A 26,240-nucleotide genomic window follows, 5' to 3' on the forward strand; every position below is an offset into this window, starting at 1 on the left:
CCGATACAAATCGCAAAAATGTAGCCTACCGATCGATTCTCCCTGACGCTATACTGATCGAAAGTATAGAAGTGAATATCTCACATTAGGGGAGAAGAGTTCATGCAAATCGGCAATAAAAAGTGGAAAATTTATGTGATTCACCACTCTCACACCGATATCGGTTATACGGAAAGACAAGAAAAAATCGAGCAATATCACGTGGACTTTATTAGGCAAGCCGTAGCGATCTGCGAAGCCGCGCGGACGGAAGAGCGACCGGAGTGGAAGGGCTTCAAGTGGACCTGCGAAACGTTCTGGGCCGTCGAGAAATTTCTGGAGGAAGCGGCGGACGAAGAAAAGGAACGGTTCGTCGACGCCCTGCGCAGAGGAGATATCGAGCTGTCGGGCACGTACTTGAACATGACGGAGCTGATCCAGTACGAACTTCTCGCCGAGATGCTCGCTAGAGCCGGGAAATTTGCAGCGCCTTACGGCCTTAACGTCAGATCGGCGATGACTGCGGACATTAACGGTTATAGCTGGGGATACGCAGAGGCGTTGGCCGATGCCGGGATCGAGCACTTGCTGAGCTGCATCCATACCCATCACGGCATGTTCGCCATCGGGCGCAAACAATTCCCGTTCTACTGGGAGACGCCGGGCGGCAAGCGTCTGCTCGTATGGAGCGGCGAACATTATATGATGGGCAACGACTTAGGCCTCAATCCCGACGGCACGTTGTCCTACTCCGTCCGGGACGAAACGCCGGTCTGGGGCATCGCCGAAGACCATTGGACACTCGCCGAAACAAGAATCGCGCGTTATCTGAATCAACTGGACAAAGAAGGCTATCCGTACGATTTCGTCCTGGTTAACGTCATGGGGCTGCTCCGGGACAACGCCGCGCCCAACGGACGCATTATGAGCTTCATTCACGAATGGAACGCGAAACATGGAGACCGGGTAGAGCTCGAGATGACCACGCTGAACCGATATTTCGATCTCGTCAAGCAGCAGGACGTAGAAATCCCGGTGTACAAAGGCGACTGGCCCGATTGGTGGTCCGACGGCGTGGCCTCCACGGCGATGCATACGCAAATTTTCCGCAACGCGCAGCGCACGCTGTCCGTCGTCAAGAGGCTCGATCCGGATCGCAAGAGCGTCCTGGCGAACGAGCTGAAAGAAGCCGAGCAGCAGTTAATCATGTATGCCGAGCACACCTGGGGATATCACTCCTCGATCTCCGAGCCGTGGCACCCGCTGGTGCAGGAATTGGCGGTCCGCAAAGAGGCATACGCCGCCAATGCAAGCCGCTTGGTTCACCGATCGCTGGACAAAGTGCTGCGGAACCAGGGGGACGTGCTGCTGCGAGCGAATCGGGCGTTTACATACGATGTAATCAATTCGTTCGACTATCCTGTGGAAGATTTGGCCTTCTTCTATTTGGAAGAACAGTGGGAAGCGGATTACTTCCGGAACGGTCTAGAGGTCGTAGATGAGGCAACCGGGGAGGTCGTGCCCCACCAGCAGGAGAAAGTGAGCAGAGGTTATCAGATCGCCATCATGGCAAAGCTGGACGCGCGGGAACAGCGGCGGTACGCAATTCGCAGCGCCGCGGCTCCCGCCTCGGGACGCACCACCAGCAGCACGCGCCTGGTCGGCGCCGACCGCATCCATGACATCCGAGATCTGCTCCCGCTGGCGCAGAACTCGGACCGGATCGCGATCACGGAAAACAGCATCGAGTCCGCCGATGTGCGAATCGCTTGGCAGCGCGGGGCGGGGATTGTCTCGTGGGTCGATAAGCGGACGGGCAAGGAATGGATCGATGGCGATCAGGGCTGCGGAGCTTTTACGCCGGTCTACGAAGTGACCGAGGGCGAACGCGGCGACCAGATGACCGTCAGAAGAATCATGGGCAGAAACCGCAAAGGGATGAACGTCCAGCGCTTCTTCGGCCGACTCCGCGGCGTCAAAACGATTACGAACGGCACTTTGTATGCTATTGTAGAGCTTACGTATCAAGTGGAGGGAATGAGCCATTACTCGCTCTTCTTGAAGGTATACAAAGATCAGCCGCGAGTCGACGTATCCGTCCGAATGCACAAGGCAAGCGTCTGGGAGCCCGAGAACGTGTACGTATCGTTGCCGTTCCTCCGGGAGGACAACGGCGAGCTGTGGTTCGAGAAGTCAGGGGCTGCGATCCGACCGGGAATCGATCAAATTCCGGGCACCTTGACCGACTTCTACTGCATTCAGGAAGGGCTGGCTCTGGTTGCGCCGACCGGCGGATTGGCTCTCGCCACGCCGGACACCCCGCTGATGCAAACCGGACCGTTGGAATTCGGCGAGAGGAAAGTCCAAGGCCAGGTTCCGCAGGAAGAACGCAAAACGTTGTACGCTTGGGTGCTGACCAACTATTGGGAGACGAATTTCAAGGCGACGTTAGGCGGTTTCTACGAATTCCGCTATACCCTTCAATGGGGAGAGCGATTTAGTACGGTAGAGCAGGCCGTTCGCGCCAATCACAGCGTAAACGCGGGAACGGTAGCATTTAGAAGCGTATAGTTCGACAAGCATAAGAAGGGCGCTATCTCTCTGCAGAGAAGCCCTTTTTGTGCTTACACGAGCAGAAAGGAGCGATTCGATGCAACGCATTCTCATCGTCGACGACGAACGAATTGAACGGGAAGGCATTCGCAATCTGATCCGCACGTTGAAGCTGGAGCTGGAACCGATCCTGGCCAAGAACGGAGAGGCCGCGCTCGAGATCGTGCGAAACGAGCCGGTGGATATCGTCATCACGGATATTAAGATGCCGTTCATGGACGGGCTGGAATTAGCGGAAAAAATTCGGGAGGAAAAACCGGACATCGAGCTTATTATCTACAGCGCATTCAACGAATTCGAGTACGCAAGAAGAGCGATGCGCACCAATGTCTCGAATTATTTGCTGAAGCCGATCCAGGTGCCTGAATTTCTAGCGGCGGTTCACCGGGCGATGGATGCTTGCCTGGAGAAAGAGGCCGATAAAATCCGCGAGCGCGAGCTGCTAGAAGGTTACCGGCGGGGCATGGCCTACGAGCGGGAAAAAATGCTGCTGGACGCGCTCAACGGGACCAAGCCGATCAAGCCGGCCGCGTTCTTTCAGCCGAATGGCGGCGCCCCGGAACGGGAGTCGATCCATCTCATACTAGTGGAGTGTCTGCGCCCGTTTTTCGATATGCACAACGACGATTTCTTCTCGATGCTCGGCGAACGCATCAGCTTCTCGTTCGATTATTTGAACGTGAACGAAAATCAAAGCCTCCTGTTCGTCCGCAGCCCCGTTCCGCTGCCTAAGGAGACTCTCCGATCGTTGGCCGAGTCCATCTCCTCCAGTGCCGCGGAACGTTACGAACAGCCGGTGAGATTGATCGTCGGCGCCGCAGCCGATGGATGGGAAGGCGTGCATGACGCCTATTGCGGCATCGAGCGCATGCTGGAATTTACATTCTTTATGAATGACGACGCCATTCTGTTCGCCGGAGAGCAGATCGCGGAGGCGTCCGTCGACGGGGTCGAATTGCAATCGATCGCGGATAAAATTTACCAATGCCTGGACTACGGCGACACGCGAGGCGCGAAGTACGGGGTCGAGCTGTTGTTTTCCTATTTGAAGTCCAAAGGCCATTTCTCCTCGCTGTACACCAAGTTTCTATGCTCGGAAATCATGACGAAAGCGCTCGGCAAGGATCATAAGAACAGCATAAGCGTCATTAACGATTACTTGGACAAGATTACCCGAACGCCTTCCCTGCACGATTTGAAAGATTTGATGTTCGACATTTTCGATCTCTACGAATCCAGCGCCGAAACGAAGGGCAAGGGCGAATCCACGAATAAAATCATAGAGGGAATCAAGCGAATGGTCGAGGAACATTACGATCAGGATTTATCCCTCGAAGGAATTGCGGAGCAGGTGTATTTAACGCCCAGCTATTTGAGCTACCTCTTCAAGAAGGAAACCGGTCAAAGTCTGATTCGGTACATTACCCAGGTCCGCATGGACAAAGCCGTGGCGCTGCTCAGAGACACGAACATGAAGATCGTCGATATATGCAAACAACTGGGGTATCGCAACTCGAACTATTTTATCCAGGCCTTCCGTCAGCATTACGGCGTCACTCCGGCGAAATTCAGAGAGAAAACTCCGTAAAAAACCGATTGAAATCTAAAATATACGAGATAGAAGGCGCTTACACCGGGCTGGTATGATGAACACGTACCTAGTTCAATCATTGGAGGTTGGGGCATGAACAGAAAAAAATGGCTTGTCTTGCTCAGCGCTGCGGCGCTCCTCGGCATGACAGCTTGCAGCGGCGGTAACGGGGGTTCTTCGCCGGACGCGGCGACAGAGCCGGGCGATTCGCAGCCGTCTTCAGGATCGAACGGCGCTGCCGTCAAAGACGGACCGTTCGAACCGTACGCGAACACCGTTACGATAACGCTAGGACGGCAAGGCGTGTCCGGCAACAACTTGCCTGCCGGAGACACGCTGGAGGACAACGAGTATCTCAGGTACGTCGAGGAACGTCTCAATGTAGACATTAAGTACGAATTTTCCGTCGAGGACCTGGACGCCTACAATCAGAAGGTTACGTTAGCGATCGCCAGCAACAGCATTCCCGACGTGATGGTCGTCAACGAGCAGCAATTCCATCAGTTGGCCAAAGCCGATATGCTGGCGGATCTGACCGAAGTATACGAGAACTACGCTTCGCCGTTGATTAAGGAGTATTATGGGTCTTACACCGGGGACCGCGTGCTCAATACCGGCAGAATCGACGGAAAACTGTATGCGCTTCCGAATACGAATATCGACGGCAGCTTCCAGCTGCTGTGGATTCGCCAAGATTGGCTCAATAACCTGAAGCTTGAGCTGCCGAAAACCGTGGACGACGTGAAAGGCATCATCAAAGCGTTCGTCGAACAAGACCCTGACGGTAACGGAGAGAAGGATACGATCGGCCTGCTGGGGGACCCGAGCATCGTCGGCGACGGGGGATTCTTCACCTTCGATCCGATCTTTAACGCGTACCACTCGTACCCGAAAAGCTGGTTCCAGGATGAGCAGGGCAACATCTTCTACGGTTCCACAACGCCGGAGACCAAAGAAGCGCTCGGCGTACTGCGCGAGATGTATGCCGAAGGTCTGATCGACATGGAATTCCTGACGCGGAAGTGGGAGGATAACGCAGGTCTCGTATCGAGCGGGCGGGCCGGCATTCTCTTCGCGCCATGGTACGGCGGCTGGGCGATGTCCGACGCGGTCAAAGCCAATCCGAACGCCGACTGGGTGCCGCTCGCCGTACCGCTCGACGATGCGGGCCATCGCAACTTCGTGCCGTCCGTACCTTCCGGTTCGTTCCTGGTCGTGAAGAAAGGCGCGAAACATCCGGAAGCGGTCTTAAAAGTGCTGAACGTGGAGTACGAAGGCATCCGCTTAATCGATCCCGCAGCCCAGGAGCTGTACAAAGGGCAGGGCGTAGGCTGGTTGAACTACCCGTTAAACTTACAGCTGGATTACCAGGATGCGCTGGCCAGAGATATCCCGATCTACGACAAAGTGCTTAAGGATAAAGACATGACCGGTTTGCCGGCTCGGATTTTGCCTCGCGTGGAGGCGGTCCTGAAAAATGCTGAGAATCCGAAGCAAGATATGGTGGCGTACGCGGATTCATTGGCGTTCTATACCGCCGCCGCGGTTACCGGCGCCAAGGAAATGAATCGGATCGAACCGATCTTTTACGGCAATACCGAGACGATGCTCAAACGAGGCGCGAACCTGGAAAAGCTTGAGAAGGAGACGTTCCTAAAAATTATTTCCGGCACTTCTCCGTTGGACGAATTCGACAAATTCGTCTCCACATGGAAGTCCATCGGCGGAGACCAGATCGCCAAAGAAATCGCGGAAATCGTCAACAATCGGTAATCCGGTTCATGTTCGCAAGGCAAGTCAGGGGCCGCCCAGTACGTGAGGTGGCCCCTTCTTTAGTGAAAAGAAACTTACGCATGGGTGGAGATGCAATGAGAAACCAGACGTTTATCCGTAACTACCACATCATGTTGATGCCCGGCATCGCACTGCTCTTCATTTTCAGTGTCATTCCGATGTTCGGCATCGTCATCGCTTTTCAAGATTTTCAACCGACGCTCGGCATTTTCCGGTCGGAGTGGATCGGCTGGGAGAACTTCGAATATATGTTTGCCTTGCCGGACAGCCGTACGATTTTCGTCAATACGATCGTGATCGCTACACTGAAAATCGCATTCGGGATGGCCGTCCCGTTCCTCTTCGCTTTGCTGCTTCATGAAGTCACGAACATGAAGTTCAAACGGATCGTTCAGACAATCGTCTACTTGCCTCATTTTATGTCGTGGGTCATTCTTTCCGGCATTTTGGTGAATCTGCTCAGCCTGGAAGGCGTCATCAACCAGGTCGTGCAATTTTTCGGAAGGGACTCGATTCTGTTTCTACAGAGCAATGTCTGGTTTCGAGTCGTGCTCGTCGCCAGCGACGTGTGGAAGGAGTTCGGCTTCAACACGATCATCTACATCGCCGCGCTGACTTCGATTAATACGAACTTATACGAAGCGGCCGCGATCGACGGAGCAAGCCGCTTTCAACGGCTGCTCTATATTACGATCCCCGGTTTGTTGCCGACCGTGATCCTGCTCGCGACATTGGGTTTGGGGAACGTGTTGAACGCGGGGTTCGAGCAAATCTTGAACCTGTATAACCCGGTCGTCTACGAGACGGGGGATATCATCGATACTTACGTGTATCGCGCAGGGCTCCTGGAAATCCAGTATGGGTTGGCTACGGCTGTCGGCTTGCTGAAATCCGTTGTCAGCTTACTCTTAATCGCGACTTCGTACATTCTTGCCGCGCGCTTTGCCAATTACCGCATTTTTTGACGGGAGTGACGAATTCATGATTCGTGGAACGAACCGATATGTCGATCTGACGATCTATCTGATTTTGAGCCTGACCGCGCTTCTGTCGATCGCTCCGATCCTCAATACGCTGGCGATTTCGTTCAGCGGGAAAATTCCGGCCATGTCCGGGCAAGTCTATTTCTGGCCGGTCGAATTTAACCTGAACGCGTACGAGTCCATTCTCAGAGACCGCAGCTTCTTTATTTCTCTAGGCGTGTCGGTGCAGAGGGTGCTGCTCGGCGGAGCGATCAACTTTATTATAACGATCCTTATGGCATACCCGTTGTCCAAGTCCGCCAAGCAGTTCCCCGGCCGGAACGTCTACATGTGGTTCGTCATTTTCTGCATGCTATTCAACGGCGGGTTGATTCCTTGGTACATGACCATCTATTCGTTGGGCTTGCTGAATACGATCTGGGCGCTCGTCCTGCCGACTGCCGTTCCTGTGTTTAACGTCATCTTGCTTATGAATTTCTTCCGCGGTATCCCTAAGGAGTTGGAGGAAGCGGCGAATATGGACGGAGCGGGACCGTGGAGGACGCTCTTCGTCATCTTCGTCCCGACCTCGTTGCCTGCCTTGGCCACCGTAACGCTGTTCTCCATCGTCGGGCATTGGAACGCCTTCTTCGACGGCATGATTTTGATGCATCACAAAGAGAACTGGCCGTTGCAAACCTATATCCAGCAGCTGATCATCAGCGTCAACTCCATCATGAATACGACGGACCCCGAAGAGATCAAGCGGTTGACGAATATGTCGGGCCAGCTGCTCAATTCCGCCAAAGTGATGGTGTCTATGGTGCCGATTTTACTCATTTATCCGTTCTTGCAGAAATACTTCGTGAGCGGCATCGTGCTTGGCGCGGTGAAGGAGTAACGCAAATAAAGGATTTCGGCGCTTCGAGGGGAATTGGTTAGGGTCGGATTTGCGACGGGAAAGGCGGAAAGGCGCTTGCTTGCGAACTGGATCCATTCAATGAAGCTGAGGCATAAACTGTTTGTTTCTTATCTAGCCGTGGTCTTGATTCCCCTCACGATTCTGGGCGTCTATTCGTACCAGCAGTCCAAGAAAGTTCAGCTTGAGCAGGCTCATATCGTATTGCAAGATAATTTAAGGAAAATCGACGATAATCTGAGCTACAAACTACAGCGCTTTAATTCGGCGATCGAACTGATCAGTTACAACCCGAATTTCTCCCATATTTTCAATGAGGAATACACCAGTTATTACGCCATGTACGTCGATCTGAAGGAGATTGTCGACCCGCTGATTAATACGGCGACTTTCCTCAACAGCGACATTCAGCGGATCATTATTTATACAGAAAACAACTTGACGCAGCGCATGAATTCGATCATGCCGATCGCCGCCGTGGAGCATGAAGATTGGTATAAAGACGCCATGCAGACGCTCGAAACGCATTGGTACATCCGCGACGGCAAGGTGTTCGGGGTCAGGCGCATCTTCGGGGACGTGAATTACGAGAAAAAGAACCTTGTCTACGTCGAGCTGGTTCCGGGTTTCCTGTCCAACTCTATAAATCTCTCCGACTTCAAAGAGGCCGTTGCGGTCATAACCGATTCCAAGGGGGAGGTTGTGTTCGCGACGGAGCCGGAATCGGAGACGACGTTCGACGCGGTCAAGCTAGTCGAGCAGCGGCTCCAAGGAGGCGGAGGCGAGCTTCCGGGACACCTCTGGCTGCATCGCGAACTTAGGGAATCGAAGTGGTCTTTGTCGATGATCGTGCCCGCCGAGGCATTGACGATCAGCCCATGGAAAATCATTCGAGCGACCTTAATTATCGAAGGGATCAGCGTCGCCGTGTTATTGCTCATCATCTGGATCTTCTCCCGCGTATTTGTACGAAGGATTCAACGTCTTAACCACAAGATGCAGTTGGTCGAGGAAGGAACGCTTACCATTAATTTGAAGGTTCATGCCGGCGACGAGATCGGCGAGTTGGAGTCCCGTTTCGGCAAAATGTTGGCGAGCATTAACCTGTTGATCGAGGAAGGATACAAAAGCAAAATTACCCAACGGGAAGCCGAGCTGAGGGCGCTCCAGGCTCAAATCAATCCCCATTTTCTCTATAATTCTTTATCCGTGATCAATTGGAAGGCCATTGAGGCAGGGGCGGACGAGATCAGCCGGATGGCAGGGATCCTGTCTGCGTTTTATCGCACTACGCTGAATCAGGGCAAAGACTATATTCTCGTCAAAGACGAATTGCTGAACACGAAGTCCTACCTCGAGATGCAACTGATTATGCACGATTACGATTTCGATGTTGTATACGAGATTGACGAGGGAATCGCAGAGCATCGAATGATTAAGCTCGTCTTGCAGCCTATCGTGGAAAATGCGATCGAACACGGCATCGATCAGAAGCGAACCGGAAGAGGGGCGCTGCGGATCAGCGGACGGGTGGGCGAGGACAAACATACGATGGTATTCATTGTCGAGGATAACGGTCCGGGAATCCCGCCCGACGTCGCCGACGAGGTGCTGATCAAGCAGTCGAGAGGGTACGGTCTTCGCAATGTCCAGGAGCGGATTCGCATTCAATACGGGAGTCAATATGGCATTACCATCGCAAGCGAGCCCGGTTGCTGGACGCGGGTGTGCGTCACGATCCCCATCGTAGAAATCTAATGTATATCGTAAAATATTGAGATTTACTCCCGACTATTCGAAAACTTACCATGAATTACAAGATTGCAACGGTAGGTTGCAGAATCGAAGGAGGTTATTCAGGAATGGGTAAAACGATTCGTTACGTACTGACGCTGCTGCTAGTCTTCTCTACACTTCCCTTGTCTCCGCCGAAAGCGTTCGCATCGAAAGTTTCGATCATCGAGGCCGTGCAAACTCCATGGATCGTCGACGACGGCGGCGTCCTGAAATCGGAAACGAAGCTCCTCATCGAGCAGGGCAATGACGCTAGAGCCGACGCATGGGTGAAAATTTCGGTGGAAGGCAAGGCGCCTTATATGGAAAAGATCCAGGGGCTTGCCAAGGGGAGAAACGAGGTAACCGTCTACGTCGCCGAGTTGGAGCAGGACGGCGACGAGGTGACGTTCGAGCTGTATTTCAATGCGCACGGTCAAGGAGCGCCGCACGCTTCGCTTACGGTCGAACAGAGGAAAGTTCGACATTGGAAAGTGTATGTCGCGCACGATATGCATTTGGATATCGGGTATACCCACGGTCAGGAAGAGCTCCTGGAAGACGTTTGGCCGGGGTATCTCGACGATGCGCTCGGCTATATCGAAGAAACCGAGGGCCGGGAGCCGAACGATCGCTTTCGATACCCGATCGAAGCCTCTTATATGCTTCACGATTCGGCATGGAACGCGCGGAATGCCGACTGGTTCGAGACGGTGAAAGCGCGGCTGCGGGAAGGTACGCTGACCTATCCGTCCAACTATGTGAACACGGTGTACGGGGGGCTCGGTACGGAAGAGCTTGCCCGCATGCAGTACTACTCGGATAGGCATCTACTAGATAGGCTGGGCGTCGCCTCGAACAAGGTGCTGTATATGTCCGATAGTCCGGGCATGTCGTGGGCGGCTATCGACGCATTCGCCGCTTCAGGCGTTCGCTATGCGATGCTGCGGCAAAATCCTTACCCGCTCGAGCCCTATCCCGAGTTGTTTTATTATGAGGGACTCAACCCGGACAACCGGATCTTGACGTATAATTACGGTCATTACGCCACCGACGAATTCGATTTCCGAAACTCGGATCCGCAAGTTCCCTACACGAACATTACGGATCGCTTGATGCATTACCACAGGGGCGATTACCCTTACGACGCGATCATCGCGGATTTCACGACGCCTTACGACAATCAAGGCATTACGGAGGCCGTGAAGGATAATATCGCGTTCCTGAATGCGAAGACGGATGCGCACGGTCGCAATTACGTATACCCGCAATTCATTAGTTCGACGGTCGACGATTTCTTCTCCTACGTATCGGAGCATTACGGCGACAAGGTTCCCGTTTTCAAAGGGACGATGGAGGATTGGTGGAACTACGGAGTCTCCTCGACCGCTTACGAGACGGCGCTAAATAAACAAAATCATGACAAGCTGCCGGCCGCAGAGCTTTACGCAACCTTGGCGAACGCCCTCGTGGATGGCGTCAAGTACCCGTATCAGGAGCTGGCTGACGCGTATCGAAACATGATTTTGTATGACGAACATACGTGGGGAAGTGAAATTCCGCAGCCGGACGATCAATGGAGGTGGAAGAGGAACACCGCGATCGCGAGCGATACGTTGGCGAATCGCGTGTTGGATCGGTCGCTGAAATCCATAAGCGGCCAGATCGCCGTTCCGGGAAAATCCGTCGTCGTCTATAATGCACTCGGCTGGGCGCGGTCGGATGTCGTCACCATGCCCGGCGACGACTTCCCGGACCGGTTTCATCTCATCGATCAAGAAACGGGACAGCCGGTGAAATACCAGAAGATGGACGACGGTTCGATTGTTTTCGTCGTAACCGACGTCCCGGGACTTGGGTATAAGACGTTCGCGATCGAAGAGAGCGAGAGCGAGCCGTCGTTCGCGAGCAGCATCGTTGCGACCGACGACACGTTGGAGAACCGCTTTTATAAAATTACATTCGACGATACGGGGGCGATCTCCAGCATCGTCGACAAGCGGCACGGCAACCGCGAGATGGTGGACCCCGCATCGCCGTACCGATTGAATGAGTTCATCTACTTTACGACGAAGAAGATGAGCCACGATGTATATACCGAGCATCGAGTGCCGAAGGCGGAGTTGTCCGGCGAATCCGGTCCCGTGCTCGGTACGATGATCGCCGACGGCGTATCCGTCGGCGTCAAGGATATGCGCCGTCGGGTGATCCTCTATGAGGATTTGCCTCGTATCGATATTGTGAACGACGTCGTGAAGGAGGATGCGCCGTCGTACGCGACGCAGGATGAAGAAGCGTTCTTTACGTTCCCGCTTCGCATGCCGAACTTTATGCTGCGCCATGAGATGCCGAGCGGGAGCATGAGACCGTATGTACGAACGGATATTGCCCACCCGGAGAACGAGCAGTTTTTGTCTTCCAGCACGGCGTACTACACGGTGAACCGATGGATCGACGCATCCGACCAGGAGAGTTACGGCATTACGCTCTCGCCGATTTCCAACCCGATCGTCCAGTACGGCGAGCGTAGGTCGGCGCTCGGGCCTTGGGACTATAATACGGAAAATCCGTGGATCTACAGCTTTGTATTCAACAACAAGTGGCATGTGAATTTCCAGAAAACGCAGCCGGGGCCCGTAACCTTCCGTTATTCGATCGCTTCCCATGCGGGAGGGGACTGGGAAGCGGGGCGCGCGGACCGATTCGGCATGCAGGCGAGCCATGCGCTGCACGGCGTCGTGATCGACGAGGCGCAGCCGGAAGGTACGCTTCGTGCGTCCGCGGGGCAATTTATGACGATCGACCGGGACAACGTCGTTCTGACGGCAGCGAAGCTGGCGGAGGCGAACGGCGAGGGGGTCATTCTTCGTTTCAACGAAACGTTAGGCGAAGACACGACGGTTACCGTCGATTTGAACACGTTCGCTCCGGCGCGGGTTTTTCGAACCGACATGGTAGAGAACGACATCGAGATACTCGACCTGACAGAAGGACGGTTCGTCACGTTCGACATCGAAGGTCACGACTGGGTGACGCTCCGGATCGTTCACGGACAGCCGCCGGAACAGGTTCAGGGCGTATCCGCGGTGTCGAACGCGAACGGAACGTATGTGACCTGGAACGATCTTGCCGACGATCGCTTGTCGCATTACGAAGTGTTCCGGGGCACGAGCGCCGACTTCGTCCCGGGCCCGGGCTCGTATGTCGCCTCGGTGACGACGAACGGTTACTACGATGATCAGGTGACCTCCGATATGAAGCACGATTATTACTACCGGGTGCGCGCGGTTAGGAACGGTGCGAAGGGCGATTACTCGGTGGCCGCGGGTGCGAGGGTAGGCGTCATTACGGACACGGAGGCGCCATCGGTTCCCGAAGCGCTGCAGGCGTTCGCGCAAAATCATTCGAGAGTGTCGTTGTCCTGGCATCCCTCCACAGATCAAGTTCGGCTTCAGGGCTACACGATTTATCGGAACGGCGAACCGATCGCCGATCTCAAGGCGAACTTCACGAGCTACTTGGACACCGGCCTTACGGGAGGACAGACATATACGTACACGGTCGCAGCCTACGACGTATTCGGCAACGAATCCGCGCCCGGCCATGCGGTGTCCGTTCGCACGTTCCCGCTCGACGTCTCGGGAGGCAACGTCGCCCCGCTGGCCGTTGCGACCGCATCTTCCGAATATAATGCGGATTACGGAGCCGCGAAAGCGGTCGACGGCATAGCCGGCGTGCACGGCGCCGGTGAATGGGCGTCGAACGGCGAATCGAATCCGTGGCTTCGATTGGATTGGGCGTCGGACGTCACCATCCGATCTATTAAGTTGTACGACCGGCAAAACCTGCAGGATAATTCCGTGACCGCGTCCGTCTACTTCAGCGACGGTACCCAGATACCGGTCGAGGGCATTCCTGCGGACGGGGCGTTCAAAGAGATCAGCTTCGATCCGAAGACGGTGCGCTGGTTGAAAGTCCAAGTCACCGGCGGTTCCGGCGCCAACGTGGGGCTGTCCGAAATCGAAGCGTTCCAGGAGGGAGGGCATGCGGGCACGCTCGTAACCGCCTCGTCGGAATTTAACGAAGAGTATGGCGCGGCCAAGGCGGCGGACGGTGTGATCGGCGTTCACGGCCGCGGCGAATGGGCGTCGAACGGCGAGCGGCTTCCGTGGATCCGCCTCGATTGGCCGGGTCTGAAGCTGGTCAACGAAGTCGTGCTTTACGACCGGGTCAACTTGCAGGATCACGCGAGCGGCGGGACGCTTACTTTCGGCGACGGATCGACGATCGACGTGTCGGACATTCCGAACGATGGGTCCGGCAAGGCGATCACGTTCCCGAGCAAGGCGGTTTCCTGGATGAAATTTCAGGTAACCGAGGGAAGCGGGACCCACGTCGGATTGTCGGAGATTCGAATGGTCGAGGCTGTCAACCGCGCCAGGGAGGCGGCGATTACGGCTTCCTCGCAATACAGCGATCATTACGGTTCCGCGCGAGCGGCCGACGGCGTAGTCGGTTATCACGACCACGGGGAGTGGGCGTCGAGCGGCGAATCGAACCCGTGGATTCAATTGAATTGGAACGAACCGGTAACGATCGACCGCATACGGTTGTACGACCGAATCAACTTGGCGGACAACGCGCTGACCGGCGTGCTCCGCTTCAGCGACGGCAGCAGCATACCGGTCGGCGGAATACCGGAGGACGGAAGCATGAGAGAAGTCGTATTTGATCGTAAAACCGTCGAGTGGGTTACATTCGAGGTGACCGGCGGAGCGGGCAGTAACGTCGGATTGTCGGAAATCGAGATTTTCTAAGAACTTTTCGATCTGATCGAACAACAAAGAACCTTAGCTCGCGAGCGAGCTAAGGTTCTCAAATTTACAGCGAAGCCCGGAGGCTTGCCGAGACGTCTTCCAGTTCCCAGAATTCAATTTGGCGAACGACGGCGGTGCCGCCGACCGCGTACACTTGAATGCCCCGGCTCTCGGGATTCGGAAACACGAAGCCGGACATGACGTAATCGCCTTCGTTCGCGTAGAGCTCGACCGTGGAACGGTCCAGGAACAAGCGCAGGGTCAGCGTGTCCCCGCCGAGATGTTCCACCGTGCAAGATTTTACGCCCGTCTCGCCGGCGCCGGAGCGCGTCCGGTCGAACGACAGCGTCTTCGCGGCGGTGTCGTAGCGGATGGCCGTGTATTCCGAGCCGTCCGCTGAGGAGCGAACGCGCAGACCAAGCTCGCGGGCGTCCGACTTCGCCAGGTCGAAAGCGACGATCAACTCGACGCAGTCGCCTTCGATGCCCGGCACGGAGCGGAGCTCGCCGTCCGCGACGGACAGCTCTCCGGCAGCGACATGACGTCCGCGCAGCGATTGCAGCTCTTCCACAGGCTGCATCCGCAGCCGGCCGTCTTCGGTCAGCGAGAGCTCTCTCGGCAGCGTCATGCTGCCCGCCCAATCTTTGCCGAGCGCCTTGCCGTCCATCGGCATCCAGCCGAACAAGATGCGTCGGCCTTTGTCGTCAAGGAACGTCTGCGGCGCGTAGAAATCAAAGCCGTAATCGAGCTTACGGAACGGGCCGTGCGCATACTGGCAGGCGTCGTGATCGAATTGTCCGACGTAGTAGCCCGACAGCCTTGGCGCTTCGACGCCTTCGGGGGAGAGCAGCAGCACGTCTTGCCCGCCCAGCGGGAACAGGTCCGGACATTCGTGCATGTAGCCCATCGTGCCGTCGCTTTCCGTAAGGACATTCCGATACTCCCAAGTTAACAAATCCTGCGAGGTGTAGACGAGCACCTTGCCGCGCCCGTCCTTCTTCGCGCCGAGCACCATATACCACGTGCCTTCATGCAGCCACACCTTCGGGTCCCGGAAATGGTTCGTCTGCCCGATGTGCGCCGGAGGCGCCGGGATAACGGGATTGTCCGGCAATTTCTCGAACGTCACACCGCCGTCCTCGGAGACGGCAACGCATTGCTGCTGGATCAGATCGTCCGGAATGCCGACCGGGGTCGTGAAGATGTTGGCCGTATAGAACAGGTACAGCTTGCCGTCGTGCTCTACCGCGCTGCCCGAGAAGCAGCCGTTGACGTCGTACTCCGCGCTTGGCGCGAGAGCGATCGGCAGACGTTCCCAGCGGACCAAGTCCGAGCTTTTCACATGCGCCCAGTGAATGTCGCCCCACTGCTGGGAGTAAGGGTTATATTGATAGAACAAATGATATTCGCTGTTGTAGTGGATCAGTCCGTTCGGATCGTTCATCCAATGGATCGGCGGACTGACGTGGTACGCCAAGCGGTGCGGGTCGTCCTTCGCGCTTGCGAGCGTCTGTCCGACGAACCGCTCCGCTTTCGCGATGGCCTGCTGATGAGTGTCATGCTGCGTTTGTATTTTCACGATGCAACCCTCAATTCCTTAGTAGTCGCGAGTTTATTTCACGGAGCCTTGCGTAACCCCTTGGAGTATGAAGCGCTGCGCAAAAAGGTAGACGAGCAAAATCGGCAAAATGACGAGAAGGACGGCCGGCAAAAACTTTTCGTTGTCCGACGAGTACGTCCCCTTGAACACTTGAATCGCCAAAGGCAGCGTGAAGCTTTGCTGACCTGCGTTTTGCAAAATCAACAGCGGCAGAAGGAAGTCGTTCCAGATCCACAACACGTTCAGGATCGCGATCGTGACGGTCGTCGGCGTCAAAATCGGCAGAACGATGCGGAAGAACGTCTGTCTGCGGGTGCACCCGTCCATGAACGCCGCCTCTTCCAGCTCGGTCGGAATGCTCTTGATAAAGCCGTGGTAAATAAATACCGCGAGCGAGCTGCCGAATCCGATGTACATGAAGATCAACGTCAGCTCCGGCGCCGTTTGAATCCATCCGAGCTTTTGGCCGTAGATGGACACGAGCGGGATCATGATCGCCTGGAACGGGATGATCATCGATGCGACCATGATGAAGAACATGGCGTTGTTGAACTTCGTCCGGTTCCGCACGAAATAGTGCGCGGTCATCGCGGCGAACAGGCCGATCAGCAATACGCTGCTGACGGTAATGAAGGCGGAATTCCAAAAGCTGCTCATATAGCTCATTTCGCGAGCGGCGGCGCCGAAGTTGTCGAACGAGAACGACGCGGGCAGCGACAGCGGAGAGTCGATAATTTGCGCATTCGTTTTAAAAGAGTTGAATACAAGCAGGACGAACGGCAGCAAGAAGGCGGCCAGGGCGATCAGCAGGATCGCGTACACCGCAACGTTTTGCAGCAGCATTCTCGTTCTCATTACGCCTCGACCTCCATTCGTTTGCCGATGTACACTTGAAAAATCGTAACGGTCGCGACGAGGAAGAACAGGACGAACGCTTCCGCTTGCCCGACCCCGTAATCGAAACGCTGGAACGCCTTATCGTACACGTGCATGGAAGCCATGACCGTGCTGCCGAACGGACCGCCGCCGGTCAACGCGTAGTTCACGTCGTACACCATGAACGCCCGCTGCAGCGACAAGAAGATCGTGACGATGAACGAAGGGACCATCAGCGGCAGCGTCATGTGCGTGAGCCGCTTCCAGGCGCCCGTGCCGTCGATTTTGGCCGCTTCCAGCACATCCTTCGGCACGCTCATGAGACCCGCGATGAAGATAACCATCATGTATCCGGCATATTGCCAGACGGTGACGATGACGAGCGCCCAGAACGCCAAGGTTTCGTCGCCGAGCCACGTTTTGCTGAACAGCGCGATATCGTACTTCGCGCCGATCGTCGTGAAGAGATTGTTAAATACGAATTGCCAAATGAAGCCGAGCACGAGGCCCCCGATCAGGTTCGGCGTAAAGAAGGCGGCGCGGAAAAAGTTTTGCCCCCGCATGCCCGAGGTAACTAAGTAGGAAAGCAGAAAGGCGATCACATTGATCAGGACGACGGTCGCCCCGACGTATTTCAGCGTCAACCACACCGAGGTCCAAAACTTATCGTCCTGGAACACCCCGAGATAGTTGCCGAAGCCCGCGAAGGGCATATCGGACGAAATGCCGTCCCAAGTGAAGAAGGTCATATAAATGCCGTATATAAAAGGAGCGAGAATGACGGCGGCGAACGCCGTTAAGGTCGGCCCGGTGAAGAAGAGCTGATTCCCGATCCGTTTCAGTCGATTTTTTTCGGAGATCATCCGGTGTCCCTCCAGTTCCAAGTGTGAATCAGGGTAGAAAATAAGGAATGTCGATGAGGGCGCGAACCCTCACCGACATTGCCGCGCGTGCATACGATTTACTTCACGTTCTTCCAATACTCTTCGACTTCCGCAGCGAGTGCCGCTCGGTCGGATTTGTCGACGAGGTACTTTTGCATCGAAGCGCCAAGCACCTTCCAGTGGTCGCCCGGGACGTAGTTGCCTGCGAACGGAATCGTTTTGCCGGCGTTGTTGTACTCCTGCAGCGACTTCGCGAGCGGGTTGCTCAGCTCCAGCGTGATGTTCTTGAATGCCGGAATGACGTTGGCTTTGTTGACGAGGAAATCTTGGCCGGCGGCGTCGTACACGAGCCAGTTCAGGAATTTCTTCGCTGCTTCTTGCTGAGCCGGAGTGCTCTTTTCTTTGTCGATGAATACTTGCTTCGTCGCCCCGATCGCGATGGAGGCGTTCGCCGCATCGTTCGCATCGTTGCTGACCGGTACCGGCAGGAAGCCGAAGTCGCCGTCCGGGTTCGATTTTTGCATTTCCGTAATGAGCCAGTTGCCGTTGAAGGTCATCGCCGCTTCGCCCTTCGCGACGGCTGCCGCGCTTTGCTCGAGGTTGACCGCCATCGGGTCGTTCTTCGCTTTGTTATATTGCTTCAGCACATCGAAGGTGTCCAAGAGGCCGTTGTAGGCCGCGTTGTCCGCCAGCTTCACTTCGCCCGCTTGGAGCTGGGACAAGAATGCGGATACGTCGCCTTCCGGCTGGGTAGCATAAGCAAGAGCGAGATAGTGGTTGCCAAGCGACCAATCCATGCTGCCGATGATCATCGGCGCGACGCCTGCCGCTTCGATCGATTGGAACAAGCCTGCCAGCGCGTCGGTCGTATTGATCGTCGCCGGGTCGAATGCTCCGCCGAGCGCTTGTTCGACGACGGCTTTGTTGTAAATCAAGCCGTAGCCTTCAACAGCGAAAGGGAACGCGAGCGTCTTGCCGTCGATTTCGTTCGGCTGCGCGAGGTCGGCGACCCAAGCTTCGTTCGAAAGGTCGGCTGCTTTGTCTTGGAACTTGGCGATATCGCCGGCATCGAGCATCGCCAGCGTCGCCGGCGTGCCTGCCGCGTACAGAGACGATGCGCGCTCGACCGGAGATTGGCTCTCGGCTGCCGTGATGACTTCAACAGTGATGCCGGCGTTCGCGTCCATGAACGTCTTCGCCGCTTCGTTCATCTGCTGCTGAATTTCGGACTTGGAGTTTAAGAACGTAATCTTTACATTTTCCGTCTTGCCCGCGTCGCTGGAACCTTGTTCCGGGCTCGTCGCTTCGGAGCCGCCTCCGCACGCGGTAACGACCATCGCAAATCCGAGCGCAAGCGCCATAGCCCCGCCAAACCGCAATCGTTTCATACGTATCTACCCCTCTTGAATGAATTAGTCGGTAAAGCGATTTCATGACTTGAGTATATATGTCAAGCGGTTGTCATGTCAAGCGGTTGACACAAAGAGGAAAATGAAAAGCCGAACCGTGGAACGATCGGGCTTCTTATGTGCTTCCTCTCTCGATTAAAGTGACCGGCAGGACGTTCTCGAGCGGCACATCGTTCCCGGCGATCATGGCGTCGAGCAATTCGACGACTCTGCGCGCCATCGCTTCCAACGGCTGCTTCACGGTCGTCAGCGACGGGTTCATCAGCTTGGCGACTTCGATATCGTCGTACCCGACCAGCTTAACCCGATCCGGGACCGCAATGCCGCGCGCAGTGCAGGCCTGCATGACGTTCAGCGCGAGCAAGTCGCCGCTGGCGAATATGCCGTCGACGTCCGGATGCTCGGCGAACAGCTTCGCGATTACTCGTTCGTTATCGGCGGCCTCGAACACGTCGGGACCCAATTCGACGAGAACCGGTTCTACGGAACGGGCGCGGAGCGTCCGCACGAACGATTCGGTGCGGCGGTTGCTCAGCAAATCCAGCTGCAGGTTCCCGCTGATGTGGGCGATTTTCCGGCACTGCTTGCTCATGAGCAATTCCGCGACGAGGGCGCCCCCTTGTTCATTGTCCGACGAGACGAAGGGAATGTTCTCGATCCGCCGGTCGAACGTGACGACCGGACGCGCCAGCTTCTTATATTCATCGATCTCCAGCGTATGGCTGGCCATGAAGACGCCGTCCACGCGGTTGCTTTTCAGCATGTCGATGTAATCCTTCTCCTTCTGTTGATCCAGCCTGGAATTACATAGCAGAATCTTGTAACCGAGCGAGGAGGCGTATCGTTCGATATGGTTCGTCAGCTCGGCGAAGAACGGATGGGCGATCGCGGGGATGATGACCCCGAGAATCATGGACCGCTTGCGCGTCAACGATCTGGCGATTTCGTTCGGCTGATAATTGATTTCTTGCATGACGCGATACACTTTCTCGCGCGTCTCTTGGCTGATGTATCCGCGGTTGTTCAATACGCGAGAGACGGTAGTCACCGTGACGCCGGCTCGTTCCGCTACGTCTTTAATCGTTGCCATAGGCTCCCCCCTTCGAAGTAATAATAACGAATTATATCAGCTTCCGGGAAGCCCTGAAAGCAAACCTCATAAATTACCTAGCGATTCGGAGGGTAGTCCGCGGCTGCGAAATTCGTTCCGGCAGGCGAAAAAGTATAGTTTCTAGGGGTGGAAACGTTAGCGCATCATGCTATCCTTTATGGAAACGGTCCACATCCATAAAGGAAGGGGCATTCGAATCATGAAACTTTCCTATGACCAAAAGAAACAACTGATCGACGACGGTTACGTCCGCATCCCGGGGGTCGTGCCGCCGGCGATGATCCGGAACGCATTGCAGGCGATCAACCATTCGATCGGCAGCGGGATGGATACGGAGAAGATGCCGATCTACCGCGCGCAATCGTTCTGCCCCGAGCTGCAGCAGGCGCCGGTCATCGGCGATTTGTTCGACCGTACCCCGGCGATCGATCTCGTCGCGTCCGCCTTGGACGGCCGGGACAGCTTCCGGCGGGGGAAGGGCGCGCAGATCGCGCTGCGCTTCCCGATGCTGCAGGATCCGCCGCCGCGTCCGGCGCCGCATCTCGACGGCATGTACACGCCGACGAACGGCGTTAAGGAGGGAACGATCGCGAGCTTCACCGCGCTCGTCGGCATTCTGCTGAGCGATCTGCCGGAGACGAACGCGGGCAACTTCACGGCGTGGCCGGGCAGCCATCGGCAGTTCGAGCAATACTTCCGGGAGCACGGGCCGGAAGCGCTGCTGAACGGGCTGCCGCCGGTCGAGCTGCCGGAGCCGCGCCAAATTACGGGACGCGCCGGCGATATGATCCTGTGCCATTATTTGCTGGGGCACGGCATCGCGCCGAACGTGTCGCCGAACATCCGGTACGCCGTCTTCTTCCGCATGACGCATGTCGATCACGAATGGCGGAAGCCGATGACGGACATGTGGATGCATTGGGGCGGGGTACGGGACATTCTTCAATAAACTTGCATAATAGAGCATTCGTCACGGGACCTTTCGCCCGGACGGGTGCTCTTTCTTTTTTTTGCCAAAAAAAACGAAAGTGGTCGAAATTTTGTTGTTTGAAGGTCGAAAGCTCGGTAGTAGCTTCGGGGGCGAAACGTTTACGATAAGGGCAGAACTTATGCAGATAGATTTCGGTCAACTAGGAAGGAGCAGAACGATGGTCACCATCACAACGAAACCCGCGGCGGCGACGAAGAAACAGGCGAACGTATGGAAAAATCGCTACAAACCCTATGTTCCGATCTTCCTCATGATGCTGCCTGGCCTGATTTATTTGGTCATCAACAATTATTTGCCCATGTTCGGTCTCGTCATCGCGTTCAAGAAAATCGACTATGCGAGGGGCATCTTAGGCAGCCCGTGGACCGGCTTCGATAACTTTATGTTTCTCTTTAAGACATCGGACGCCTACATTATCACTCGGAACACATTATTGTATAACGGGGTGTTCATCGTCCTGACGGCGATCCTTTCGATCGCGGTCGCCATCTTGTTGAACGAAGTGCGCAGCAAGTTGATGTCCAGGCTGTACCAAAGCATCATATTGCTGCCCTTTCTCATTTCTATGGTCATCGTCGGCTATCTGGCGTTCGCGTTTTTCGGCAATGCGCAGGGCTACGTAAACAATTCGATCTTGCCCCTGTTCGGCATGGATCCCATCTCGTGGTATATGGAACCTCAGTACTGGCCTTATATTTTAACGTTCGTACAGCTGTGGAAGACGGTCGGCTTCACCTGCATCATTTACTTGGCTTCCATTATCGGCATCGATCCGGAGTATTACGAAGCGGCGACGTTGGACGGGGCGAACAAATGGCAGCAAATTCGGACGATTACGATTCCTCTGATCATGCCTGTCATTATTATTATGACGCTGCTCGCGGTCGGCCGCATTTTCTATTCCGATTTCGGACTGTTTTATCAAGTGCCGATGAACTCGGGAATGCTGTACGACACGACGAACGTCATCGATACGTACGTGTTCAGAGGGTTGCTGCAGAACGGCGACATCGGCATGTCCTCCGCCGCAGGCTTCTACCAATCGGTCGTCGGGTTTGCGTTAGTACTGTTTGCAAACTGGTCGGTGAAAAAGTTCAGCAAAGAGAACGCCCTATTTTAAATCGAGGTGAACGGCAATGGGTATGGATCATCGATTATGGCAATGGATTTCGCACGTATGCTTGGCAGTGTTTTCGATCCTGTGCATCGTGCCCTTCGTACTGTTGATCGCCTCGTCCATGTCGAGCGAGCAAGAGATTATCAAGCATGGATACAAGTTTATCCCCGAGGCGTTCAGCCTCGATGCATACCGATATTTGTTGTCCAATTTCAACGTCATCTCCCGGGCATACGGCATTACTGTCCTCGTCACGGTGGTCGGCACGACGGTCAGCTTGGTGATGACGGTGATGCTGGGGTACGGCCTCTCGAAGCGGGAGATGCCGTTCAATCGCTTCTTTACCTTCTTCGTGGTGTTTACGCTGCTGTTCAACGGCGGCTTGGTTCCGACCTATTTGATTTACACGCAAGTGTTCGCGATCAAGAATACGATTTGGGCGCTGCTGATTCCCGGATTGTTGATGAACGGCTTTAACGTGTTCCTGGCGAGCACCTTCTTCCGTACGACCGTGCCGACACCGGTGCTCGAGTCGGCGAGAATGGACGGAGCGGGGGAGATGCGCACATTCTTCCAAATCGTGCTCCCGCTCTCTCTGCCGATCATGGCGACGATCGGATTATTTAACGGGATCGCTTACTGGAACGACTGGAACAACGGGTTGATTTATTTGTCGGATCCGATGTTGTTCAGTATCCAGAATCTATTGAACCAAATGATTCAAAACATCGAGGCGATCAAGACGTCCAGTACGGCATATGGTGCGAGCTCCGCTATGGAACTCCCTAGCGAAACCGTGCGCATGGCGATCGCGGTCGTCGGCATTATTCCGATTCTGGTCGCGTATCCGTTCTTCCAAAAGTATTTCGTGAAGGGCATCGCGATCGGCGCGGTCAAAGGATGATGGGATCGCGCGTTGCGGGCTAAGTAAAGCAATCAGGGGGCAAAATCAATGCCGATTTTGAAAATGAAATGCAACCATATTGCGAATCCGTTAGGATTCGACATGCAAACGGCAGTACTCAGCTGGGTGACCGAAGGCGAACCGGGCATGCGCCAGACGAAGGCGGCGGTGCGGATCGCGTTGGACCCGGACATGCGGCAGGTCGTCTACGATTCGGGTGAACGAGAAGACATCGACGGTATCGCGCACCCCGTCCGCCTGGAGTGGAAGCCGCGCACGCGTTACTATTGGCGGGTGCGAGTATGGACCGACGCGGGCGCGGTCGCGGACAGCGAAATCGCTTGGTTCGAAACGGGCAAAAGAGACGAAGCGTGGCAGGCCCGTTGGATCGGTTCACCGGAGGACATCGAGCATCCGTCGTTCGCCAAAGCGTTCGAATTGCCGGCCGCGCCGATCTCCGCCCGCTTGTACGCGTGCGGGGTTGGGCTCTACGAGGCACAGTTGAACGGTGAACACGTCGGCGGCGAATATTTGACTCCGGGCTGTAACGATTACGATACATGGCTGCAGGTGCAAACGTACGATGTAACGGGCTTGCTGCGCGCCGGCCGGAACGAGCTGAGCGCGATCCTCGGACCGGGCTGGGCGCTGGGACGGTTCGGCCTGCACGGCGGCAAAGTGCGCATGTACGGCGAACGCCCGGCTTTCTTGGCGGAGCTGGTCGTCCGCATGGCCGACGGTACGGAACTTCGGATCGGCACGGACGCTTCCTGGCAAACCGTCGCAAGCGCGATTACGGCGAGCGGCATATACGACGGGGAAACGCTGGACGCCCGGCTGCAGGCGCCGCAGGAGCAGCGCGCGGCCTTGGAAACGGAGCAGCCGGTGAAGGGCCGCCTGACGGACCGGCGGAGCTTGCCGGTCGTTCGCAAGGAGACGCGCCGCGTGTCGGACATCGTGACCACCCCGCAAGGGGACACCGTGCTCGATTTCGGGCAAAACATGGCCGGGTGGGTGACGTTCCGGGCGAACGCCCCGGCAGGAACGGAAATCGTGCTGGAATTCTCGGAATTCATGCAGCACGGGGAATTTTATACGGATAATCTTCTAACGGCCAAGCAGACGTTCACTTATATTTCAGACGGTACGACGGCATGGGTGCGGCCGCATTTTACGTATTTCGGGTTCCGCTATGCGCGCGTGCGCGGGTTGGAGTATATCGAGCCAGAGTCGCTGGAGGCGTGGGTGCTGTATTCCGATATGGAATCGACCGGCGAGCTGGAGACGTCGAACCCTTTGGTCAACCGGCTCGTTCAGAATGCGCTCTGGGGCCAAAAGAGCAACTTCCTTGAAGTGCCGACCGACTGTCCGCAGCGGGACGAGCGGCTCGGCTGGACCGGCGACGCGCAAGTGTTCGCTCCGACGGCAGGCTTCTATATGGATACGGCCGCATTTTTTAGCAAATATTTGTTCGATTTAGCTTGCGAGCAGACGAAGTTGAACGGCGCCGTACCGACGGTGATTCCGCTGATGATCGGAGGCGGAATGTACTCGGCCGCTTGGGGGGACGCGGCCACGATCATTCCGTGGCAGCAATACGTGCAATTCGGCGATGCGTCGATTTTGGAAGCGCAGTGGGATTCGATGAAGAGCTGGGTGGAATATGTAAGGAGCCGCGCCGGAGAAACGCATCTGTGGAAGAACGATCCTCATTTCGGCGATTGGCTGGCCCTGGACAGCACGACCGGCAGCTTGTCGGGAGGAACGCTCCAAGATCTCATCGCGACCGCTTATTACGCCAACTCCGTCCGACTGCTCGCGAAAGCCGCGGAAGTGTTGGGGCGCAAGGAAGACGAGCGCGAATATACAAATCTGTTCGAACAGATTCGGGAGGCGTTCCTCAAGGAGTTCGTTACCCCGAACGGGCGCATCGTCTCCGTCACCCAAACGGCGCAAATTCTTCCGCTCTATATGGAGCTTTTGCCCGAGGAATGGAGACAGGGCGCGGCGGATACGCTGGCGCAGCTTGTCGTCAAGGCGGGCTACCGTCTGCAGACCGGCTTCGTCGGCACGCCTTTCCTGTGCAAGATGCTGTCCGACTACGGGCATAGGGATCTGGCATACAAGCTGCTGCTCAACGAGGAGCTTCCCGGCTGGCTGTATCCGGTGAAGATGGGGGCTACCACGGTTTGGGAACGTTGGGATTCGGTGTTGCCGGACGGGAGTATGGCTCCGCACGGAATGAATTCTCTGAATCATTACGCCTACGGCTCCATCGTCACCTGGATGGTACAAGATATGGCGGGGATTCAGCCGATGGAGAATGCGCCGGGGTATCGCCGCTTCCGGCTCGCGCCGAAGCCGAACGGCCGTCTGCGGCACGCGAAGGCCCGTTACGACAGCCGCGCCGGAACGATCGAGAGCGGCTGGTCTCTAGAGGACGACGGAACGCTGCGGCTGGAATTCGTCGTGCCGTTCCATACAGAAGCGGAGCTGATTCTGCCCGACTGCGAACCGGGAAGGATTCGGTACGAAGGGGCGCGCAAACCGTCCGACATCGTACAGGACGGCGCCGACTGCCGCATGAAGCTTGCGGCCGGAACGCATCGCTTCTCGTATGCACCGACCGTCGCCTACTTGCCTCGCTACAATTCTTACAGCGATTTGCGGGATCTGCTCGCGGACGAGCGGATCGCGGCGATCGTGCGAAAGCATATTCCGGACATCGATCGGAAGCAAGGAGCCGTGTTCGGCATGAAACTAGCCAGTATGCGCGAGATGCAGTTCGTGACGCGCATTACGAACGAGCAGCTGGACGCGATGGATCAAGAATTGGACTATTATTATAAGTCTACTGTTGGTGTATAATACGAACATTCCTAGGACCGCCTCAGTAGGCG

At 55.9% G+C, this 26,240-nt stretch carries 16 protein-coding genes; 11 read left to right on the forward strand and 5 right to left on the reverse strand.

Features of this window, described 5'->3' with window-relative positions; all coding sequences use genetic code 11:
- Positions 1 to 102 precede the first annotated feature (102 nt).
- The 7 genes from VE009_RS15290 to VE009_RS15320 all read left to right on the forward strand — a co-directional run bounded on the left by VE009_RS15290 (position 103) and on the right by VE009_RS15320 (position 14,448).
- Positions 103 to 2,550 carry a glycoside hydrolase gene (locus VE009_RS15290; RefSeq protein ID WP_325009050.1) on the forward strand — a complete coding sequence of 816 codons (2,448 nt, stop codon included), beginning with the start codon at positions 103 to 105 and terminating at the stop codon, positions 2,548 to 2,550.
- A gap of 79 nt (positions 2,551 to 2,629) precedes the next feature.
- The gene (locus tag VE009_RS15295) at positions 2,630 to 4,180 is read left to right on the forward strand and encodes a response regulator (protein ID WP_325009052.1); all 1,551 of its coding nucleotides are present in this window, start codon (positions 2,630 to 2,632) and stop codon (positions 4,178 to 4,180) included.
- Positions 4,181 to 4,276: 96 nt separating this feature from the next.
- The gene (locus tag VE009_RS15300) at positions 4,277 to 5,956 is read left to right on the forward strand and encodes an extracellular solute-binding protein (protein WP_325009054.1); all 1,680 of its coding nucleotides are present in this window, start codon (positions 4,277 to 4,279) and stop codon (positions 5,954 to 5,956) included.
- A 95-nt stretch (positions 5,957 to 6,051) separates the two neighbouring features.
- Positions 6,052 to 6,942, forward strand: a complete 891-nt coding sequence (locus tag VE009_RS15305) for an ABC transporter permease (protein WP_325009055.1) — start codon at positions 6,052 to 6,054, stop codon at positions 6,940 to 6,942.
- A 16-nt stretch (positions 6,943 to 6,958) separates the two neighbouring features.
- Positions 6,959 to 7,840: a carbohydrate ABC transporter permease gene (locus VE009_RS15310; protein ID WP_325009057.1), complete on the forward strand. Its 882-nt coding sequence runs from the start codon at positions 6,959 to 6,961 to the stop codon at positions 7,838 to 7,840.
- A 75-nt stretch (positions 7,841 to 7,915) separates the two neighbouring features.
- On the forward strand, positions 7,916 to 9,616 hold the full coding sequence (locus VE009_RS15315) for a sensor histidine kinase (protein ID WP_325009059.1): 1,701 nt from the start codon (positions 7,916 to 7,918) through the stop codon (positions 9,614 to 9,616).
- 104 nt (positions 9,617 to 9,720) lie between these two features.
- Positions 9,721 to 14,448, forward strand: coding sequence for a DUF7402 domain-containing protein (locus VE009_RS15320; RefSeq protein ID WP_325009061.1), 4,728 nt, complete (start codon positions 9,721 to 9,723; stop codon positions 14,446 to 14,448).
- A 64-nt stretch (positions 14,449 to 14,512) separates the two neighbouring features.
- On the opposite strand, the gene VE009_RS15325 is transcribed toward VE009_RS15320, so the two are convergent.
- The 5 genes from VE009_RS15325 to VE009_RS15345 form a co-directional block, all read right to left on the reverse strand.
- Positions 14,513 to 16,027: a glycoside hydrolase family 32 protein gene (locus VE009_RS15325; protein ID WP_325009063.1), complete on the reverse strand. Its 1,515-nt coding sequence runs from the start codon at positions 16,025 to 16,027 to the stop codon at positions 14,513 to 14,515.
- 33 nt (positions 16,028 to 16,060) lie between these two features.
- Positions 16,061 to 16,903, reverse strand: a complete 843-nt coding sequence (locus VE009_RS15330) for a carbohydrate ABC transporter permease (protein ID WP_325009065.1) — start codon at positions 16,901 to 16,903, stop codon at positions 16,061 to 16,063.
- Positions 16,903 to 17,787, reverse strand: a complete 885-nt coding sequence (locus tag VE009_RS15335; protein ID WP_325009067.1) for a sugar ABC transporter permease — start codon at positions 17,785 to 17,787, stop codon at positions 16,903 to 16,905. The genes VE009_RS15330 and VE009_RS15335 overlap by 1 nt, the downstream gene beginning before the upstream one ends.
- A gap of 98 nt (positions 17,788 to 17,885) precedes the next feature.
- Entirely contained in the window at positions 17,886 to 19,196 is a 1,311-nt protein-coding gene (locus VE009_RS15340; RefSeq protein ID WP_325009069.1) for an ABC transporter substrate-binding protein, read from the reverse strand.
- A 136-nt stretch (positions 19,197 to 19,332) separates the two neighbouring features.
- Positions 19,333 to 20,307: a LacI family DNA-binding transcriptional regulator gene (locus VE009_RS15345; RefSeq protein WP_325009071.1), complete on the reverse strand. Its 975-nt coding sequence runs from the start codon at positions 20,305 to 20,307 to the stop codon at positions 19,333 to 19,335.
- A gap of 220 nt (positions 20,308 to 20,527) precedes the next feature.
- Between VE009_RS15345 and VE009_RS15350 the strand changes: the two genes are divergently transcribed.
- The 4 genes from VE009_RS15350 to VE009_RS15365 all read left to right on the forward strand — a co-directional run bounded on the left by VE009_RS15350 (position 20,528) and on the right by VE009_RS15365 (position 26,208).
- Positions 20,528 to 21,277 (forward strand): phytanoyl-CoA dioxygenase family protein, encoded by a 750-nt coding sequence (locus VE009_RS15350; RefSeq protein ID WP_325009073.1) that lies wholly within the window; start codon positions 20,528 to 20,530, stop codon positions 21,275 to 21,277.
- A gap of 292 nt (positions 21,278 to 21,569) precedes the next feature.
- Positions 21,570 to 22,439 (forward strand): ABC transporter permease, encoded by an 870-nt coding sequence (locus VE009_RS15355; RefSeq protein ID WP_325009534.1) that lies wholly within the window; start codon positions 21,570 to 21,572, stop codon positions 22,437 to 22,439.
- A 16-nt stretch (positions 22,440 to 22,455) separates the two neighbouring features.
- Positions 22,456 to 23,340 (forward strand): carbohydrate ABC transporter permease, encoded by an 885-nt coding sequence (locus VE009_RS15360; RefSeq protein WP_325009075.1) that lies wholly within the window; start codon positions 22,456 to 22,458, stop codon positions 23,338 to 23,340.
- A 48-nt stretch (positions 23,341 to 23,388) separates the two neighbouring features.
- Positions 23,389 to 26,208: an alpha-L-rhamnosidase gene (locus tag VE009_RS15365; protein ID WP_325009077.1), complete on the forward strand. Its 2,820-nt coding sequence runs from the start codon at positions 23,389 to 23,391 to the stop codon at positions 26,206 to 26,208.
- Positions 26,209 to 26,240 lie beyond the last annotated feature (32 nt).

This window comes from Paenibacillus sp. (genome assembly GCF_035645195.1).
Lineage (GTDB): Bacteria > Bacillota > Bacilli > Paenibacillales > YIM-B00363 > Paenibacillus_AE.